The 17,817-nt window shown below is 72.6% G+C and carries 15 protein-coding genes; 7 read left to right on the top strand and 8 right to left on the bottom strand.

The window, feature by feature from the left end:
* The 3 genes from ACZ56L_RS26310 to ptsP all read left to right on the top strand — a co-directional run.
* On the top strand, positions 1-183 hold a 183-nt coding region (locus tag ACZ56L_RS26310), incomplete at its 5' end, for a hypothetical protein (protein ID WP_471066678.1).
* A gap of 291 nt (positions 184-474) precedes the next feature.
* On the top strand, positions 475-924 hold the full coding sequence (locus ACZ56L_RS26305; RefSeq protein WP_345225127.1) for a PTS sugar transporter subunit IIA: 450 nt from the start codon (positions 475-477) through the stop codon (positions 922-924).
* 83 nt (positions 925-1,007) lie between these two features.
* Complete coding sequence (gene ptsP, locus ACZ56L_RS26300; protein WP_401766957.1) at positions 1,008-2,678, top strand: phosphoenolpyruvate--protein phosphotransferase; 1,671 nt, start codon at positions 1,008-1,010, stop codon at positions 2,676-2,678.
* A gap of 73 nt (positions 2,679-2,751) precedes the next feature.
* On the opposite strand, the gene ACZ56L_RS26295 is transcribed toward ptsP, so the two are convergent.
* Both ACZ56L_RS26295 and ACZ56L_RS26290 read right to left on the bottom strand, forming a co-directional pair.
* Positions 2,752-3,669, bottom strand: a complete 918-nt coding sequence (locus ACZ56L_RS26295) for a hypothetical protein (protein ID WP_471066676.1) — start codon at positions 3,667-3,669, stop codon at positions 2,752-2,754.
* Between the two features lie 22 nt (positions 3,670-3,691).
* A complete protein-coding gene (locus tag ACZ56L_RS26290; RefSeq protein ID WP_471066674.1) occupies positions 3,692-4,966 on the bottom strand; it encodes an MFS transporter in 1,275 nt (424 codons plus the stop codon).
* 45 nt (positions 4,967-5,011) lie between these two features.
* On the opposite strand from ACZ56L_RS26290, the gene ACZ56L_RS26285 reads away from it, so the two are divergent.
* On the top strand, positions 5,012-6,331 hold the full coding sequence (locus tag ACZ56L_RS26285; protein WP_471066672.1) for an aminotransferase class I/II-fold pyridoxal phosphate-dependent enzyme: 1,320 nt from the start codon (positions 5,012-5,014) through the stop codon (positions 6,329-6,331).
* A 143-nt stretch (positions 6,332-6,474) separates the two neighbouring features.
* Here ACZ56L_RS26285 and ACZ56L_RS26280 read toward each other — a convergent pair whose 3' ends face one another.
* Both ACZ56L_RS26280 and ACZ56L_RS26275 read right to left on the bottom strand, forming a co-directional pair.
* A complete protein-coding gene (locus ACZ56L_RS26280) occupies positions 6,475-8,490 on the bottom strand; it encodes an acetoacetate--CoA ligase (protein WP_471066670.1) in 2,016 nt (671 codons plus the stop codon).
* Between the two features lie 256 nt (positions 8,491-8,746).
* Positions 8,747-9,277, bottom strand: coding sequence for an NUDIX domain-containing protein (locus tag ACZ56L_RS26275; protein WP_471066668.1), 531 nt, complete (start codon positions 9,275-9,277; stop codon positions 8,747-8,749).
* 39 nt (positions 9,278-9,316) lie between these two features.
* On the opposite strand from ACZ56L_RS26275, the gene ACZ56L_RS26270 reads away from it, so the two are divergent.
* The 3 genes from ACZ56L_RS26270 to glpK all read left to right on the top strand — a co-directional run bounded on the left by ACZ56L_RS26270 (position 9,317) and on the right by glpK (position 12,721).
* A complete protein-coding gene (locus tag ACZ56L_RS26270) occupies positions 9,317-10,120 on the top strand; it encodes a M15 family metallopeptidase (protein ID WP_471066666.1) in 804 nt (267 codons plus the stop codon).
* 157 nt (positions 10,121-10,277) lie between these two features.
* Complete coding sequence (locus ACZ56L_RS26265) at positions 10,278-10,634, top strand: Mpo1-like protein (RefSeq protein WP_471066664.1); 357 nt, start codon at positions 10,278-10,280, stop codon at positions 10,632-10,634.
* 566 nt (positions 10,635-11,200) lie between these two features.
* On the top strand, positions 11,201-12,721 hold the full coding sequence (gene glpK / locus ACZ56L_RS26260) for a glycerol kinase GlpK (RefSeq protein ID WP_471066662.1): 1,521 nt from the start codon (positions 11,201-11,203) through the stop codon (positions 12,719-12,721).
* Positions 12,722-12,888: 167 nt separating this feature from the next.
* Here the strand turns inward: glpK and ACZ56L_RS26255 are convergent, their stop codons facing one another.
* The 4 genes from ACZ56L_RS26255 to ACZ56L_RS26240 all read right to left on the bottom strand — a co-directional run bounded on the left by ACZ56L_RS26255 (position 12,889) and on the right by ACZ56L_RS26240 (position 17,460).
* On the bottom strand, positions 12,889-13,497 hold the full coding sequence (locus ACZ56L_RS26255; protein WP_471066660.1) for a GTP-binding protein: 609 nt from the start codon (positions 13,495-13,497) through the stop codon (positions 12,889-12,891).
* 77 nt (positions 13,498-13,574) lie between these two features.
* Positions 13,575-14,084 (bottom strand): DUF742 domain-containing protein, encoded by a 510-nt coding sequence (locus ACZ56L_RS26250; RefSeq protein WP_345225110.1) that lies wholly within the window; start codon positions 14,082-14,084, stop codon positions 13,575-13,577.
* 11 nt (positions 14,085-14,095) lie between these two features.
* Positions 14,096-14,536 (bottom strand): roadblock/LC7 domain-containing protein, encoded by a 441-nt coding sequence (locus tag ACZ56L_RS26245; RefSeq protein WP_345225108.1) that lies wholly within the window; start codon positions 14,534-14,536, stop codon positions 14,096-14,098.
* Positions 14,533-17,460: a sensor histidine kinase gene (locus tag ACZ56L_RS26240; protein WP_345225106.1), complete on the bottom strand. Its 2,928-nt coding sequence runs from the start codon at positions 17,458-17,460 to the stop codon at positions 14,533-14,535. Before ACZ56L_RS26240 ends, ACZ56L_RS26245 begins: the two co-directional genes overlap by 4 nt.
* Between the last annotated feature and the right edge of the window lie 357 nt (positions 17,461-17,817).

Here is a 17,817-nt window from a genome sequence, read left to right as displayed (position 1 = left end):
CCCTGCGGGCTTTCCTCCGGACGTTTTCGTTCGGTGTTTCTGTTGTTCTTGCGTCTCCGACTCTACCAGACTGTTTCCAGTGCCGATTTCCTCGGTTTCCGCTCGATGCTTTCCAGGTCCTTCGCTTTCGCGTTTTCCCTTTCCGGCGGCTCCGACTCTATCAGCGCTTTTCCGTCGTCCTGACCATCCGTTCCGCGGCATGCGGAAAGAAGGATCCGGGATAAGATCTGCGTTCTAGAGGCGCTGCCGACACACGGTTCACAGGAAGTGTGAGTACGTGTTGGGGTCAGGCAGGAGTACGACAGTACATGGCGCCGGTTCTTGAGGCAAATCGTTTCCGTTGCACCTCTAAGTCTGCCAAGTGGCACCTCTCGTGCGGAACCGGGACTTCTTATGACTTACCCTGCTGAAGCAGGTATGCCGTCCAGGACAGGTAGTGACGGCGCCGCACAACTCCGCCCCTGGGAGGCCCCCATGACCAGCGTGACGTCCCCTCTTGAAGGCCGAGCCATCGGACTCGCCGCAGTCCCCGACCCCGTGTTCTCGGGAGCGATGGTCGGCCCCGGCACTGCCATCGACCCCGTGCGCGAGCCCGCCGCGGCCGTGTCCCCCGTGGACGGTGTCGTCGTCTCCCTGCACCCGCACGCCTTCGTCGTCGTCGACTCCGAGGGCCACGGTGTGCTGACCCACCTCGGCATCGACACGGTGCAGCTCAACGGCGAGGGCTTCGAGCTCCTCGTGAACAAGGGCGACACCGTGAGCCGCGGCCAGGAGGTCGTGCGGTGGAACCCGGCCGCCGTCGAGGCCGCCGGCAAGTCGCCCGTCTGCCCCGTCGTGGCGCTCGAAGCCACCGCGGACGCCCTCGCGGACGTTCAGGAGAGCGGCGACGTGAAGTCCGGCGACGCCCTCTTCACCTGGAAGTAGAACGTCTGGCGCCGTCCGTGACGACGGCGGGCAGTACATCCACCGCGGCGGCAGGTTCCGTCGCAACTAGCGGAGACGGTGAAATGGAGACAACGCTGCGAGGCGTCGGCGTGAGCCACGGTGTGGCGATCGGCGAAGTTCGGCACATGGGTACGGCGGTCCTGGAGCCGCCGGCCAAGCAGATTCCGGCGGAGGACGCCGAGCGCGAGCAGGGGCGTGCTCGGCAGGCCGTGGAAGCTGTGGCGGCCGACCTGATGGCGCGTGGCAATCTGGCGGGCGGCGAGGCGCAGGCCGTGCTGGAGGCACAGGCCCTGATGGCTCAGGACCCCGAGCTGATGGCCGACGTGGACCGTCGGATCGCCGTCGGCAGCACCGCCGAGCGCGGTGTGTACGACGCGTTCGCCGCCTACCGGGCGCTGCTCGCCGGTGCGGGCGAGTACCTGGCCGGCCGGGTGGCCGACCTGGACGACGTGCGGAATCGTATCGTCGCCCGTCTGCTGGGCGTCCCGATGCCGGGTGTGCCGGACAGCGACGAGCCGTACGTGCTCATCGCGCGGGACCTCGCGCCCGCCGACACGGCGCTGCTCGACCCGGCGCTGGTGCTCGGGTTCGTGACCGAAGAGGGCGGGCCGACCAGCCACAGCGCGATCCTCGCGCGGGCGCTGGGTGTGCCTGCGGTGGTCGCGCTGCCCGGTGCCGGTGAGCTCGTCGAGGGCACGGTCGTCGCCGTCGACGGCAGCACGGGCGACGTTTTCGTCGAGCCGAGCGCCGAGAAGCGCGCCGAGCTGGAGGCCGCGGCCGCTGAGCGGAGGGCCGCGCTGGCCGCGTCGACCGGGCCCGGTGCGACGTCCGACGGGCACAAGGTGCCGCTGCTCGCCAACATCGGCGGGCCGGCGGACGTCGAGGCGGCCGTGGAGGCGGGCGCCGAGGGCGTCGGCCTGTTCCGTACCGAGTTCCTGTTCCTGGACGACAGCAAGCGGGCGCCGTCGGAGGAGTCGCAGGTCGAGGCGTACCGCAAGGTGCTGGAGGCCTTCCCCGAGGGCCGTGTCGTGGTGCGTGTGCTCGATGCCGGTGCGGACAAGCCGCTGGAGTTCCTGACGCCGGCCGAGGAGCCGAACCCGGCGCTCGGTGTGCGTGGGCTGCGGTCGCTGCTGGACCACCCCGAGGTGCTGCGGACTCAGCTGACGGCTCTGGCCAAGGCTGCCGAGGGCCTGCCCGTGTACCTGGAGGTCATGGCGCCGATGGTCGCGGACCGTACGGACGCCAAGGCGTTCGCGGACGCGTGCCGGGAGGCCGGGCTGCAGGCGAAGTTCGGCGCGATGGTGGAGATCCCGTCCGCCGCGCTGCGGGCGCGTTCGATCCTGCAGGAGGTCGAGTTCCTGTCGTTGGGGACGAATGACCTCGCGCAGTACACCTTCGCGGCGGACCGTCAGGTCGGTGCCGTGTCGCGGCTGCAGGACCCGTGGCAGCCGGCGCTGCTGGACCTGGTGGCGGCTTCGGCCGATGCCGCCAAGGCCGAGGGCAAGAGCTGCGGTGTGTGCGGTGAGGCCGCGGCCGACCCGCTGCTGGCCTGTGTGCTGACCGGCCTGGGTGTCACCTCCCTGTCCATGGGCGCGAAGGCCATTCCGTACGTGCGCGCGACGCTGGCGAAGTACACGCTGGCGCAGTGTGAGCGGGCGGCTGCCGCGGCGCGTGCCGTGGACACCGCCGAGGAGGCCCGGGTGGCCGCGCAGGCGGTGCTGTCCGGGGAGTGACCCGACAGTCGCAGCGATGAGGTGAGGCCCGTGGGGCCGCCGGTGGGAGCCGGTGGCCCCACGGGTTTTTTCGTCAGTGGTGGTGGCCTGGGTCCTCCTCCAGGGGGTAGCCCGCGCAGTAGTCGACGCCGGATTCCGGGGAGACCGGTTCGCCCGTCTCGGCGTCCGTGCAGTAGGCGTTGAAGACTTCGGCCTCGGTGAGGGCGCGCAGGCCGCCGCGGTCCAGTCTCCAGCCGTAGACCCTGTCCGGCCGGCCGTCGCGGGTGGTGCGCAGGACCACTCCCCCGGGGCTTTCGAGCGCGATGCCCGCGGCGAGGACGGTCACGAACTCGGCTCCCTCGTCCTCGCTGAGTTCGGGGATGCCGTCCGTCCCGGCCTCCGCGTGCAGGACGGAGAGCAGTTGCTCGCCCTCGGCGGGGACGCTGCACACGAGGTGGTGGGTGCCGTGGCCGGCGCCCTTGAGCAGGGCGACCAGGAGGTGGGACGAACGCTCGAAGGCCTCCTTGCCGATGTCCTCGCCGCAGCTCGCGCAGTCGCCCAGGCCGGTCAGGAGGAGGGTCGCGCAGTCCCAGGTGGCCCGGCGGACCGCTGTGTCCACCAGCACCGGGATGATGCGGTCGACCGGTTCGCCCGTGTACGGGACGCAGGCGCCGCGGGCTGCGACCTGCGCGGTGAAGCGGGCGCGGGACTCCGGGCGGTCGGGGTCGAGGCCCGTCGACGTGCAGAACTCGGCGAATTCCTCGGGGTCGAAGAGGGCGACGCTGGTGTGGAGGCCCTCGGCGGACAGGGTCTTGAGGAGGTCGTCGACCTGCTGGAGGTAGGTCCCGTGGCTGTCGAAGGTGAAGGTGCGGTAGGCCCGCATGGCGTCGAAGTCCTCGCGGTCGGCCAACAGGCCCACCGTGCTGGGGACTTCGCGGCGCAGTGCGCGGCGGGTGGACCGGGTGTGCCGGGTCGTGCTGTTCGTGCGGGTCTGGTTCTTGGCGTGCTCCATTGCTCCCCCTCAGTGCGGTCGATCACTGCTCACTCACAGTAACCGGGGGCACTGACAGCGTCGGCCGGGGAAGGTGGTCGCGGGTCAGCCGGTGCTGGGCGAGCGCGGTGGCGGTGAGGACGGCTCCCAGGCCGAGCCACCCGAGCGGACCTGCGGCGATGACGGCGGAGACGACGAGGGGGCCGGCGCTGCGCTGGACGGATACGGCCAGTCCGTGGACGCCGAGGTAGGCGCCCTGGGCGTCGTCGGCCGCCAGGACCACGGAGAGTTCCCAGGACAGGGTGGCGTGCAGCATCTCGGCGCAGGTGAGGGCGGTGGCGGCGACGATCAGGGCGGCCACCGCGGTCCAGGTTCCGGCGGAGGCGGAGGCGGCGAGGGCCACGGTGCCGACGACGAAGGCTCCGGCGAGCGGGAGGAGGAGCCGGCGGGCGGCCCGCGTGGTCGGGGCGAGCCTGGCCATGGGCACCTGGAAGGCGACGACCAGCACGTTGTTGAGGACCAGGAGCAGCGGGGCGAGGCCGTGCGGGGCGTCGGTGGCGTGGACGATCCAGAGCGGGAGGCCGACGGAGAAGATCACGTCGTCGAGGAAGAGGACGGCTTCGGTGGCGGTGTAGAGGAGGTAGGTGCGGTCGCGCCAGGGGGTGGAGCGGGGGCCGGCCGCTGATGTGCCGGGGTCCGGGCCGGTGACGGCGGCGGAGGGGCGGGCCGGTTCGGTGCAGCGGGTGACGATCGCGGCGGCGAGCAGGCTGGAGAGCGCGTTGCCGACCACCAGGGCCTGGTAGGCGGTGGTGCTGCCGATGGCCAGGGCGCCCGCGGCGGCGAGGCCTCCGACGGCGAAGCCGATGTTGACGACTGTGCGGTTGACGGCCTGGAAGCGGACGCGGTGGGGGCCGGAGACGCGGGCGGCGAAGAGCTTGGTGAGGACGCTGGTGGCGCGGTCGCCGAGGCTGGTGGCGGCGGCGAACGTCACGAGGAGAGCGAAGTCGTCGGTGAGGAGGAGGGCGGCGGAGCCGGCGCCGCGCAGGAGTTGGGTGACGACGAGGACGTGGGTGACGAGGAAACGGTCCGCCAGGCGGCCCGCCAAGGGTGCGCCCGCGATGCCGACGCCGGCGGATATCGCGAGCAGGAGGCCGACCTGGGCGACCGAGAGGCCCGCGACGTAGGTGAAGTAGAGGGCGGCGGTGCCCGCCCAGAGGCCGGATCCCGTCTTGTCGACGAGGGAGACGGCGAGCAGACGGCGTCCGTCGCGGCCTCCCGGGATGCGGTCCTGCCAAGCGGTGCGGCTCTTCTGTGGCACCGTTCCCCCTTGCGTTCAATTTTGTATTGGTACATAGTGTGTTACGTGGCAGCACAATATTCGATCAGTGGTACGTCCGCCAAGGGGATTTCCGCGTCCGTGGAACGGGGCGTGGCGGAGGGCGGGTTGGCGCCGGGGGACGCGCTGCCTCCGGTGCGGCGGCTCGCCGAGGAGCTGGGGGTCAGCCCCGGGACGGTGGCGACGGCGTACAAGGAGCTGCGCGGGCGCGGCATCGTCGTGACGCGGGGGCGCGGCGGGACCGTGGTGGCGCAGGCGCCGGCGGTGGGGTCGCGACGTCCGCCCCGGGTGCCCGCGGGGGTGCGGGACCTGGCGGGCGGCCATCCGGATCCGGCGTTCCTGCCGGTGCTGCGGCCGCCTGCCCGGGTGGAGCCGGTCGGCGGGTCGCACCGGGCGTCGCCCCGGCTGGCGGAGCTGGAGGCGGTGGCGCGGGAGTGGTGTGCGCGGGACGGGGTGCCGGACGAGCACGTGACGTTCGCGCACGGGGCACTGGACTGTGTATCGCGGCTGCTGTCGACGGAGTTGCGGCCGGGGGACGCGGTGGCGGTGGAGGACCCGGGGTTCCATCACCTGCTGGACCTGGTGCCCGCGCTGGGGCTGCGCATGGTGCCCGTGGCGGTGGACGCCGGGGGGATGCGGGCGGAGCCGTTGCGGGCGGCGTTGCGGGCCGGGGCGCGGGCGGTGGTGTGCAGTCCTCGGGCGCAGAGCCCGGGGAGCGGGTGCTTCTCGGCCGAGCGGCGGGGGGAACTGCTGGCGGTGCTGCGGGACTTCCCGGACGTGCTGGTGGTGGAGGACGACCACAACGCGGACGTCTCCGGGGTGCCGTTGCACTCGCTGGCGTCCGGGGGGCTTCCCCGGTGGGCCCATGTCCGTACGGTGTCCAAGCATTTGGGGATCGACCTGCGGTGGGCCGCGCTGGCCTGCGACGCGAAGACGCTGGCGCGGCACGACGGCCGGATGCTGCTCACCTCGGGATGGGTGAGTCACGTGTTGCAGGAGACCGTGCTGAGGCTGATGGGGGATGCCGGGACGCGGGCACTGGTGCGGCGGGCCGAGGAGACGTACACGAAGAGGCGCGAGGAGCTGGTGGGGCAGTTGGGGCGGCGGGGCATCGCTGCTCAGGGGCACAGCGGGCTGGGTGTGTGGGTGCCGGTGCGGGACGAGTCGGCGGTGGTGAACGGACTGCGGTCGCACGGGTGGTGGGTGGCGGCGGGCGCCCGGTTCCGGATCGCGGCGGGGCCGGGGGTGCGGGTCACGACGGCGGGGCTGGACGTGGCGGACACCGTACGGCTGGCCTCGGACTTCGCGGAGGTGCTGGGCGAGTCCGAGGCCACGTACGGGGGGTGAGCCGAGGGGTTCCGGGCCGGATCGTGTCGGGGCCGAGGGCTCCGGGCCGGGCCGTATCGGGGGCCGGAGGTTCCGGATCGGGTCGTGTCAGAGGTCCAGGGGGGGCTGGTTCGGAGCAGTGGCGGGGGTGCCGGTGGGCTCGGTCAGCGGTGGCGGGTGCGGGCGAGGTCCTCGTAGAAGGGGAGGAGGCCGATGTTGTCGACCGAGCCGGGGTTGACGGCCTGGGCGAGGGGGGTGCCGCCGAGGAGCCGTTTGACGGGGACCTCGATGCGCTTGCCGGTGAGGGTGTGCGGGATGGCGGGCACCTCGATGACCTCGTCGGGGACGTGGCGGGGGGAGAGGGAGGTGCGGATGGTGGTCTTGATGCGGGTGAGGAGGTCGTCGTCCAGGGTGGCGCCTTCGGCGAGGTGGACGAAGAGAGGCATCCAGTAGCCGCCGTCGGGCTCTTCCAGTCCGATGACGAGGGACTCGCGGATCTCCGGGAGGCGTTCGACGGCTTCGTAGATGTCGGCGGAACCCATGCGGACGCCCCCTCGGTTGAGGGTGGAGTCGGAGCGGCCGTGGATGATCACCGAGTGGTGGTCGGTGATGGTGATCCAGTCGCCGTGGCGCCAGACGCCGGGGTAGGTGTCGAAGTAGCTGTCGTGGTAGCGGGTGCCGTCGGGGTCGTTCCAGAAGTGGATCGGCATGGACGGCATGGGGTTGGTGACGACGAGTTCGCCGACCTCGCCGGTGAGGGGCTTGCCCTGGGGGTCCCAGGCCTGGAGGTCGGTGCCCAGGCAGGCGGCCTGGAGTTCGCCGATGCGGACGGGGAGGGTGGGGACCGCCCCGGCGAAGCAACTGCAGACGTCGGTGCCGCCGCTGACGGAGGCGATCCAGAGGTCGTGGCCGGCGGACGCGAACTCGTCGTGGAGCCAGCGGAAGCCGTCGGGCGGGAGCGGGGAGCCGGTCGTGGCGACGCACGTGACGCGGGAGAGGTCGTGGTCCGCGGCGGGACGGACGCCGGCCTTGCGGCAGGCCATCACATAGGCGGCGGAGGTGCCGAAGAGGGTGGCGGCCGTCTTCTCCGCGATCGCCCATTGGGCGCCGGTGTCCGGGAAGCCGGGGCTGCCGTCGTACAGGACGACCGTGGTGCCCGTGAGCAGGCCGGAGACGAGGAAGTTCCACATCATCCAGCCGGTGGAGGTGTACCAGAAGAAGCGGTCCTCGGGGCCGAGGTCGCAGTGCAGGCCGAGCTGCTTGAAGTGTTCGAGCAGGATGCCGCCCTGGGACTGGACGATCGCCTTGGGGAGTCCGGTGGTGCCGGACGAGTAGAGGACCCACAGGGGGTGGTCGAAGGGAACGTGCTCGAAGACCGGTTCGTCGTCCCCCTCAGTGAGGGAGGACCAGTCGAGGGTGCCGGAGGGGGCGGGGGTGCCGAGCAGGGGGATGTGGACGACCGCGCGGAGGGTGGGCAGTTCGCGGCGGAGTTCGGCGACGGTCTCGGCGCGGTCGTGGGTCTTGCCGCCGTAGCGGTAGCCGTCGACGGCGAACAGGACGACGGGCTCCACCTGCTGGAAGCGGTCCAGGACGCTGCGGGCGCCGAAGTCGGGGGCGCAGGAGGTCCAGACGGCGCCGACGGCCGCGGTGGCGAGGAGGGCGGTGACGGCTTGGGGGATGTTGGGGAGGTAGCCGCTGACGCGGTCGCCGGGGCGGACGCCGAGGGCGCGGAGTTCGGCTGCCAGGGACCCGACCTGGCGGCGGAGTTCGGCCCAGGTGACGGGGTGGGGGTGCTGGGTCTCGTCGACGTGCAGCAGGGCGGGCCGGTCGGCGCGGGCGGGGTCCTCGGCGGTGCGCAGGGCGTGCTCGGCGTAGTTGAGGGTGGCGCCGGGGAACCACTGGGCGCCGGGCATGGTGCGGTCGGCGAGGACCGTCTCGTACGGGGTGGCGAAGCGGATGTCGAACCAGGCCGCGACGGCTTTCCAGAACGTGTCGAGTTCGGTGACCGACCAGCGGTGGAGGGCGTCGTAGCCGCCGTCGGCGGGGGCTCCGTGGTGCTCGGCGACCCAGGCCTGGAAGCGGGTGACCGCCGCCTCGGCGATGCGGTCGGGGCCCGGCTGCCAGAGGGGTTCCTCGGAGGGGGGCTCGGACGGGGAGGCGGTGGGGGTCGCTGAGGTCATGGGTGGCTCCCGGGGGGTTCTGCGGGTGTGCGCTGGTGGGGTGGAGGGCTGGGGGTGTGGGATGCGGGTCGGCGGTGGGCGGGGACTCCGGGGGGACGATGCCATGTGATCGACTTCCGCACCAGGGTGGGCGGGGGCGCGGCCCGTACAGGGGCTTGGGCAGGGGCAGCGGCTCCCGGTGGGCCGGGAGCGGGAGGGGTCGCCTCCTCGGGGCGGCCCTGTCGCCCCGAGGAGGCGGCAAGGGCGGTGTTGGGGGTCAGGGGCGGGGGGTGTAGTGGCCGGAGAAGAAGGCGCGGGTGGCTTGGGTGTGGAGGGGGAAGGCCAGGGGGGCCGGCGCGGGGAGGACGTGCCAGCCGGTGGTTTCCGGGGTCGGGGCGGGGGGCGGGAGTTCCGTGAGGTCGCGGGTGGGGAGGAGGCCGAAGAGGAGGAGGTGGCCGGTGGTGGAGCTGAGGGCGTCGGCCAGCCGGACGTCCGAGGCGCGGGCCGGGATGCCGGTCTCCTCGCGGAGTTCGCGGACCACCGCCGCGCGCCAGTCCTCACCGTGGTCGATGAACCCGCCGGGGAGAGCCACCCCGCCGCGTCCCGGGTCGATGGTGCGGGTGATGACGACGAGGCCGGTGCCCGCCTCGGAACGTACGGGAAGGAGGGCGACCGCCACCGGCAGCGGGTTGCGGTAGGCCGTCTCGCCGCAGGCGGCACAGGTCCGCGGCCAGGTGGACGTGTCCGTGTACCGGGTGCCGCAGTGGGTGCAGTGGGCGTGATTCACGGGGCGACTGTAGGACGTCATGGGGTTCCCCCGGCAGACCCCCGGTGGTAGACGGGGCGCATGAGACGACGACTCGGTTCTGTCCTGTGCGGCCTCGGCGCGGGCGCACTCGCGCTGCTCACGGTGGCCGCCGCCCCCTCCCCCGCCCGGCCGGAGCCCACGGCGCCAAGGGCCTTCGTGTCGCTGCGGTCCGTCGACCCGACGATCCTCCAGGACATGCGGTACGCCACCGCCCACACCTTCCTGGGGGAGCCGGTCACCGGCTACCGGCAGCCCGTCTGCCTGCTCACCCGGCCCGCCGCGGAAGCACTGCGTACGGCACAGCGGAGGCTGCTGCGCCAGGGGCTGAGCCTCAAGGTGTACGACTGCTACCGCCCGCAGCGCGCCGTGGACCACTTCGTACGGTGGGCGAAGGACCTGGACGACACCAGGATGAAGCGGGAGTTCTATCCGAGGGTCGACAAGTCGAGGCTCTTCGCGGACGGTTACATCGCCGAGAAGTCCGGGCACAGCCGGGGCAGCACGGTCGATCTGACGATCGTGGAGCTGCCGGCCCGGCCCACTCGGCCGTACACGCCCGGGGAGCGGCTCGTGCCCTGTTTCGCTCCCCAGAAGGAACGTTTCCCGGACAACTCCGTCGACATGGGCACCGGTTACGACTGCTTCGACACCCTGTCGCACACGGACGACCCGCGCGTCTCCGCCGTGCAGAAGGCCAACCGGCAACTGCTGAAGAGGACTCTCGCCGCGCAGGGCTTCACCAACCTGCCCGAGGAGTGGTGGCACTTCACGCACAAGCCGGAGCTCTTCCCCGGCACGTACTTCGACTTCCCGGTCTCGAAGCGGTCCCTGGCCGAGCGCTGACAGCACGAGAGCCGACAGCACGAGAACGGGCTGCCAGGACCACCCCCGTCGGCCCCGGCAACCCGCTCTCTCTCCTACCGGACGCCGAATCGCGGTCTCCGGTTCTCGGTATCCGCCACCGGTTCCCCGCGATCCCGGATCGGCATACGGTGCCGTCATGCAGCAGACCACAGAGCGCGTCTTCGACTCGTACGAGGAGTTCTGGCCCTACTACGTGGCCATGCACTCCCGCGCCGCCACCCGCTGGGTGCATCTGACCGGCACCCTCACCGGGCTTGCCGTCAGCGCGTACGGTCTGGCGCGCGGGCGCGGGCGGTACGCGCTCGCGCTTCCGCTGATCGGGTACGGGGCGGCCTGGCCCGCCCACTTCCTGATCGAGAAGAACAACCCGGCGACCTTCGGCCACCCCGCCTGGTCGCTGCGCGGCGACGTGCAGATGATCCGGACGATGCTCACGGGACGCGACGCGGAGCTCGCCGAGACCGCGCGGAAGTGGCTCGCCGAGAACCGCTGAATCGGTGAACTCCCTTTGCTGTTCGGCTCCTTGACGCTCCCACACGGCCGGTGAACACTTCCCGGTGTCAGTCGGTGTCACCGCACCACCGGCGCCGACGCGTGCGGTGTTCCGCCGCGCCGCGCCCTCCCCCGCCGGCGGCCCCGACCGGCCCGGCAGCAGGCTCGTCGCGGTGCCCTGGTGGGGGAACGGGAACTCCTGCCCGTGGCCCGGGGACTCGGCCGCCGGGTACGCGCCCTGAAACCCTCACGGACCGGGGGCCGCCCCGGGCGACGCCTGGGAGCCGCCGCTCATGGACGGTTAGAGCAACTGGGAGGTTCTCCGCGGCCCGGGCCTCGGGCTGGATCGTCATCGCGTTCGGCTGGGGGTTCGGGGTGCCGGCCGGCGCGATCTCGGTCCGCGGCTCGTGCGCGCGATCCCGCCGGACCCGGACAAGGGCACGTCGGACCGGGGTCACCCCTGAGTGCCGATCGCGGGCCCGCCGGCCGGCGGCGCACCCGGCGGGCTCGTCCGCCACCTGGTGTTCCGGGCCGGCTCCGGACAACCGAAATCAGCGAGGGGACCTCATGACCGACAGCAGCGAGAAGTTCGTCGCGGCGATCGACCAGGGCACCACGTCCAGCCGCTGCATCATCTTCGACCACGGCGGCGCGATCGTCGCCGTCGACCAGCGCGAACACCGTCAGATCTTCCCCAAGCCGGGCTGGGTGGAGCACGACGCCGCCGAGATCTGGTCGAAGGTGCAGGCGGTGGTCGCGGGGGCGCTCGCCGGGGCGGGGCTGCGCGCCGACCGGCTCAGCGCGCTCGGCATCACCAACCAGCGCGAGACGACGGTGCTCTGGGACCGGGCGACCGGCAAGCCGGTGCACAACGCGATCGTCTGGCAGGACACCCGCACCTCCGCCCTGTGCACCGAACTCGGCGGCACCGACGGGCAGGACCGGTTCCGCGACCGGACGGGCCTGCCGCTGGCGAGTTACTTCTCCGGCCCCAAGGCCGCCTGGCTGCTCGACCACGTACCCGGACTGCGCCACCGGGCCGAGCGCGGTGAAATAGCCTTCGGCACGATCGACTCCTGGCTGATCTGGAACCTCACCGGCGGCACCCGGGGCGGCGTTCACGTCACCGACGTCACCAACGCGAGCCGCACGATGCTGATGAACCTGGAGACCCTCCAGTGGGACCCGGAGATCCTCTCCGCGATGCGGGTCCCCGAAGCCGTGCTGCCCGAGATCAGGTCGTCCGCCGAGGTGTACGGCACGGCCGTGGGCCCGCTCGCGGGCGTTCCGGTCGCCTCGGCGCTGGGCGACCAGCAGGCGGCGGTCTTCGGGCAGGCCTGTTACGACACGGGGACGGCCAAGAACACGTACGGAACGGGCAGCTTCCTGCTCCTGAACACCGGCGGCCGACCGGTGCCCTCCAGGAACGGGCTGCTCACCACCCTGGGCTACCGGCTCGGGAGCGAGGCCCCCGTCTACTGCCTGGAGGGCTCGATCGCCGTCACGGGCGCCCTGGTGCAGTGGTTCCGCGACCAGCTCGGCATCATCCGCGGCGCGGAGGAGATCGAGCCGCTCGCCGCGAGCGTGCCGGACAACGGCGGGGCGTACATCGTGCCGGCGTTCTCCGGTCTGTACGCGCCCTACTGGCGGGCCGACGCGCGCGGAGTGGTCACCGGGCTGACCCGGTACGTCACCAGGGCCCATCTGGCGCGGGCGGTCCTGGAGGCGACGAGCTGGCAGACCCGGGAGGTCGTGGACGCCATGTACCAGGACTCGGGGGTGCGGATCACGACGCTGAAGGCCGACGGCGGGATGACCGGCAACAACCTCCTGATGCAGCATCAGGCGGACGTGCTGGACGTGCCGGTGGTCCGGCCGAAGGTGTCCGAGACGACGTGCCTGGGCGCCGCCTACGCGGCCGGACTGGCGACCGGGGTGTGGTCGGACCTGGACGAGCTGAAGGCGCACTGGCGACGCGACGCGGAGTGGACGCCGCGCATGACGGCGCCGGAGCGCGAGAGCGAGTACCGGAATTGGCGCAAGGCGGTGGAACGCAGCTTCGGCTGGCAGCAGGACGGACAGGAGTAACCGGCACTACGATCGACCGGGCGGCGCGTCGTACCGTGGACGCCGTCGCTCGACCGCATCGCGCGGGCGGGGCCGACGGCCGCGGTCCGCACCCCAGTCGGCGGGGGTGCGGACCGCTTCGCGTTCCCGTCGGGAACGGAGTTCACACGCCCCTGTGACCTGCGGTGTCACGAGGTGGCGGTGGCGCGGCGGCGGCTCGCGGAGACCTCCAGGGCGTGCTCCACGACGCCGATCAGCACGTCCTTGACCGACTCCCGGTCACGGGCGTCGCACAGCATCACGGGCACGTCGGGGTCGAGATCGAGGGCGGCGGCGACGGACTCGGCGGGATGCCGGGGCGCGCCCTCGAAGCAGTTGACCGCGACCGTGAACGGAATCCCGCGGCGCTCGAAGTAGTCCACCGCGGCGAAGCAGTCCGCGAGGCGGCGGGTGTCGGCGAGGACCACCGCGCCGAGGGCGCCCTGCGCCAGCTCGTCCCACAGGAACCAGAAGCGGTCCTGCCCCGGCGTGCCGAAGAGGTACAGCACGAGGTCCTCGCGCAGGGTGATGCGGCCGAAGTCCATGGCGACGGTGGTGGTCGTCTTGGACTCCACGCCATAGGTGTCGTCGACGGGCCGGCCGGCCTCGCTGAGGGTCTCCTCGGTGCGCAGGGGGCGGATCTCGCTGACCGCGCCGACCAGGGTGGTCTTGCCCACCCCGAAGCCGCCGGCGACGAGAATCTTGAGCGTCACCGGCTCCACGGGCCGCTGCTTGCGGCTGGAACGCCCGAAAACCATGTCTGGGTTTTCTCCCGATCTTGCTGTGGTGCGGAGTGGCCTGCTTGCGGTGGTCCGGAGTGTCCTGCGCCGAGTGCTCAGAGCGCGCGCAGCCCGTCGATGACTTCGCGCAGCAGGCTCTCGTCCGGCAGTTCCGCGGGTTCCACCGGCCTGGTGACGTGGACGAGTCGCTCCTCGACCAGGTCGCCCACCAGGACGCGTACGACACCCACCGGCAGGTCGAGCGTGGCGGCCAGTTCCGCGATGGACTGCGGACTGTCCTCGCACAGCCGCACGATCTCGACGTGCTCGGGGGCGAGCGTGTGGTCGCCGCCCGGGTCCTCGGCCGCGGGTTCCGGGATGACGACCGCGATCAGGTCGAGCCGGTGCCGGGTCGCGCTGGTGGTGCGGCCGCGGGTCATGGCGTACGGGCGTACGACGGGCCCCGCGTCGGCGTCGAAGAAGTGCGCGTCCGGCCGGCGTGCGCCGGGGGCCGGACGTCCGCGGGCGGCGGCCTCGCGCTCCTGGCTCCTGGGGAGGCCTGCGTCCCGTGCGGTGCGGGCGGGCCGGTCGGCGCGTGCGCTCCTGGGGGTGCTTGCATCGTTCATCCCGGCTCCGCTCACCCGTTGACCGGCAGGCCGGTCCGGGGGGCGGTCCCCAGGTGGACGCCGACCCGCTTGACCATGAGCGTCATCTCGTACGCGACCTGGCCCACGTCGGAGTCGGCGTCGGCCAGGACGGCGAGGCAACTGCCGTCGCCCGCGGCGGTGACGAAGAGGAAGGCGTCCTCCAGCTCGACGACGGTCTGGCGGACCCGGCCGGCCTCGAAGTGGCTGCCGACGCCCTTGGCGAGGCTGTGGAAGCCGGAGGCGACGGCGGCGAGGTGCTCGCCGTCCTCCCTGGTCAGGGACTGGGAGGCGCCGGTCGGCAGTCCGTCGCTGGACAGGACCAGGGCCTTGCGGATGGCCCGGACCCGGTCGACGAGGTCGTCCAGGAGCCAGTTGAGCTCGCCGGAACCCCGGCCCGAGGCGTTGTGTGCTGCGGCGTTCGGTGCGGTCATCGACCGTCTCCCTCTGCTGTCGTTCCTGGTGCCGTCTCGGCCTGGTCGGCTGGTGTGCGGCCGGGCGCGGTCCCGGCGCGGTCGGCCGGCGTGAGTCCGGGCGTCGTCCCGGTGCGGTCGACGGCCGGCGTGCCCTGGGGCGCCCCGGTCCGGTCGGCCCGCGCGGTGTCGGGCGCCGGCACGGTCGCGGCTCGTCCGGTGGCGGCGGGCTCGGCCTCGTTCTCGCGGCGGCCGCGCTGCCAGCCCCGCTGGAGGGAGGCCATCCGGCTGCGCACTTCCTCGGCGTCGCGCTCGGGCTCCGGGTCGGCGGCCGGGCGGGGGGCCTCGGCGGTGCGGGACGCCTCCCCCTCCTTCTTGAGCTGTGGGGCGAGGCTGGCCTGCCGGACGCGGCGCGGGAGGGCGCCGGGGGCCGGCGCCTCCTCGGGGCTCGCGGGAGCGGCGGGCTGCTCGGTGCGCGGGCCGATCCGGCGGCCGTGCTCGGCGACCAGGGAGGGCTTGCGGCGGGGCAGCGGTACGGGCGCGTCCGGGCGGACCGATTCGGCGCCGTCCCGGCCGGGCTCGGGGGCCTGCTGGTGCTGCACGCGGGACGCGTCCGCGATCCGGGGGCGGGCGGTGCTCTGGGGGCCGCGCCGGGGCGGGTCGGCGGGACCCCGGCCGCGCGGCTTGTCCTGGCCCCGGCGGGGCTTGTCCAGGCCGCGGGAGCGGAAGACGCCGCCGCGTTCGCTCTCGGTGTCGTCCAGGTCGCCGAGGAGGCCGCCGGGCGCGGTGGCGCCGAAGGCGGGTGCGGGTTCCAGGCCCAGGCTGCCGAGCGGGGCCTCCAGTTCGACGGGGCCGTCGAGCCGGGGGCGGGGCGCGGGGGTGCGGCCGACGGCGGTGAGGTTCTGGCGGCGGCCCGAGCCCGCGGACTCGTCCGCGCGGTCGCGGTCGGAGGTGCGGCGGTCCCGGCCGAGGGGGTGGCGGTCCCGCTCGGGGGTGTGGCGGTCCTGGTCGGGGGTGTGCTCGATGCCGAAGCCGGCGCCCTCCGTGTCGGGGGCCTCGGTCAGGAGGGTCGCCGGGATGAACACGACGGCGGTGGTGCCTCCGTACGGGGACTGCTGGAGGGAGACCCGGACGTTCTGCCGCTGGGCGAGGCGGCTGACCACGAAGAGGCCGAGGCGGTCGGTGTCGGAGAGCTCGAACTCGGGCGTCTCGGCGAGCCGGAGGTTGGCGTCCAGGAGGACGTCGGTGGCCATGCCCAGCCCCCGGTCGTGGATCTCCAGGGTGAAGCCGTTGGCGACGCGCTCGCCGAGCACCTGCACGGCGGTGTGCGGGGGCGAGAACACCGTGGCGTTCTCCAGGAGTTCGGCGATGAGGTGCGTGAGGTCGGCGACGGCCGGCCCGCCGACGCCGATCCGCGGCAGCCGCCTGACCTCGATGCGCTCGTAGTCCTCGACCTCGGCGACGGCCGCCCGTACGACGTCCATCAGCTGGACGGGCTTGCGCCACTGCCGGGACGGGGCGGCACCGGAGAGGATCACCAGGCCCTCGGCGTGGCGGCGCATGCGGGTGGTGAGGTGGTCGAGGCGGAAGAGGTCGGCGAGCTCGTCGGTGTCCTCGGTGCGGCGCTCCATGGCGTCCAGGAGGGTCAACTGCCGGTGCAGCAGGACCTGGTTGCGGCGGGCGAGGTTGACGAAGACCTCGGAGACGCCGCGGCGCAGCTCGGCCTGGCGCACCGCGGACTCGACGGCGGCCCGTTGCAGGGTGTTGAGGGCCTGGCCGACCTGGCCCATCTCGTCCTTCTCGTAACTCCGGCGCGGCGCCTCGGTCTCCACGTCGACGGTCTCGCCCGCCGCGAGGCGGCGCATCACGGCGGGCAGGCGGACGCCCGAGGCCTCGTGCGCGTCCTTGCGGAGCCGGTTCAGGTCACGGACCAGGGAGCGGCCGATGCGGACGGAGACCACGACGGAGACGATCAGGGCGAGGAAGCCCAGGACGCCCGCGGCGCCCGCCTTGAGGAGCACATTGAACGCCACCGGTTCGACGCGGTCCTGGTAGTTGTCGCCGGCCTCGGTGCCCCGGCGGGCGAGGCTGATCAGGACGGGCGGGGCGGCGTCCTTCCAGGTCTGCTCGCTGACGGCGGTGGGCCGCCTGGTGGCGCCCTGTTCGAGGAGTTCCTTCTCGGCGGCGCGCAGGGGGGCGGTGTCGGGGCCGTTCCACAGGGTGTCGTAGGCCTCGCGCTCGAACGCGGGGAGCTGTTCCAGGCTGGTGTTGTAGAGGATGTCGCGGCCCGCGATCAGTCCGGTGAGGGTGCGTATCTCGTCGGCGGTGATCTGTCCGGCGACCAGGGCGGAGGCGATCAGGGCGTCCTCGCGGGCGACGAGTTCCCGGGCCCGGGTGGCGCCGACCAGGGCGCGGCCCTGCTTGTCCATCTCCACGTCGCGCACCACGTGCAGGTTCGCGAGGAAGGTGTGGCAGGGGTCGACGAGCATGTTGTAGCGGGTGAGGGCGTCCTTGCGGCTGACCGCGCTGTTCTGGACCAGGCGGCGCAGCGGCGGGAGGGTGTCGAACGCGGCGAGGACGGCGGTCAGGCGGTTCGCCGACTGTTCGTTCAGCTCGCCCACGATGGCCGGGTTCTTGGCGCTCCTGCGCAGGGTCGCGAGGGCGGTGTCGGTGGCCCGGCGCTTGGCGCTGAGGTCGGTGAGCGCCTCGGAGCCGCGTTCGTCGGCGAGGTAGACGAGGGTCTGGCGGCGCTCCGCCTGGAGGACCTGGACGGCGTCCTCGACGGGCGAGCCGATCTTCTCCACGACGTAGGAGACTTCGAGGAGTTCGCTCGCCTCGCGTCCGGTGAGGACGGTGGCGAAGCCCCAGAGGGCGGTGAGGGAGACGAGCGGCACCAGCAGCAACGCCACGATCTTCCGGCGGATGGACTTTCCGCGAAAGCGCATGGCCTCCCCCAGCTCAACCCCGCGCGGCGGGGTGGTGTTCCGTCTCGTTCGGGCGCTCCGCGGCGGCCCGTTCCCTGCCTTCGTCAACGCGCAGCGTCAACAAACGGCGTGAGCCTACTACTGCACCATGGGCAACTCGAAGACTCGTCCGGTCGATTTTCAGCCGCCCGGCCCTCTCGGGATCATGACTTGTCCAGGCAATACGGGAGTTGAATACCGTGCCAGTGGCACAGGACACCGGGCGGAAGGCGCTGCTCCGGACTTCTCGGGATGGCCGGATGTGTTCGTTCCGTGTCCTGTGTGCGGGAATCTTTCGGGTCGCATGCTCGTCCTTGTGTACGGGGAGACGAACGGGAG

The organism is Streptomyces sp. NPDC039736, from assembly GCF_055596485.1.
Note: the sequence above shows the minus strand (reverse complement) of the source record. Positions and strands in the feature narration are given on the sequence as shown.

Bases quoted from the DNA above. Each gene is read 5' to 3' on its own strand.
- ACZ56L_RS26305 (WP_345225127.1), top strand. From the start codon at position 475: ATGACCAGCGTGACGTCCCCTCTTGAAGGCCGAGCCATCGGACTCGCC.
- ptsP (WP_401766957.1), top strand. From the start codon at position 1,008: ATGGAGACAACGCTGCGAGGCGTCGGCGTGAGCCACGGTGTGGCGATC.
- ACZ56L_RS26295 (WP_471066676.1), bottom strand. From the start codon at position 3,669: ATGGAGCACGCCAAGAACCAGACCCGCACGAACAGCACGACCCGGCAC.
- ACZ56L_RS26280 (WP_471066670.1), bottom strand. From the start codon at position 8,490: ATGACCTCAGCGACCCCCACCGCCTCCCCGTCCGAGCCCCCCTCCGAG.
- ACZ56L_RS26275 (WP_471066668.1), bottom strand. From the start codon at position 9,277: ATGACGTCCTACAGTCGCCCCGTGAATCACGCCCACTGCACCCACTGC.
- ACZ56L_RS26270 (WP_471066666.1), top strand. From the start codon at position 9,317: ATGAGACGACGACTCGGTTCTGTCCTGTGCGGCCTCGGCGCGGGCGCA.
- ACZ56L_RS26265 (WP_471066664.1), top strand. From the start codon at position 10,278: ATGCAGCAGACCACAGAGCGCGTCTTCGACTCGTACGAGGAGTTCTGG.
- glpK (WP_471066662.1), top strand. From the start codon at position 11,201: ATGACCGACAGCAGCGAGAAGTTCGTCGCGGCGATCGACCAGGGCACC.
- ACZ56L_RS26255 (WP_471066660.1), bottom strand. From the start codon at position 13,497: ATGGTTTTCGGGCGTTCCAGCCGCAAGCAGCGGCCCGTGGAGCCGGTG.
- ACZ56L_RS26250 (WP_345225110.1), bottom strand. From the start codon at position 14,084: ATGAACGATGCAAGCACCCCCAGGAGCGCACGCGCCGACCGGCCCGCC.
- ACZ56L_RS26245 (WP_345225108.1), bottom strand. From the start codon at position 14,536: ATGACCGCACCGAACGCCGCAGCACACAACGCCTCGGGCCGGGGTTCC.
- ACZ56L_RS26240 (WP_345225106.1), bottom strand. From the start codon at position 17,460: ATGCGCTTTCGCGGAAAGTCCATCCGCCGGAAGATCGTGGCGTTGCTG.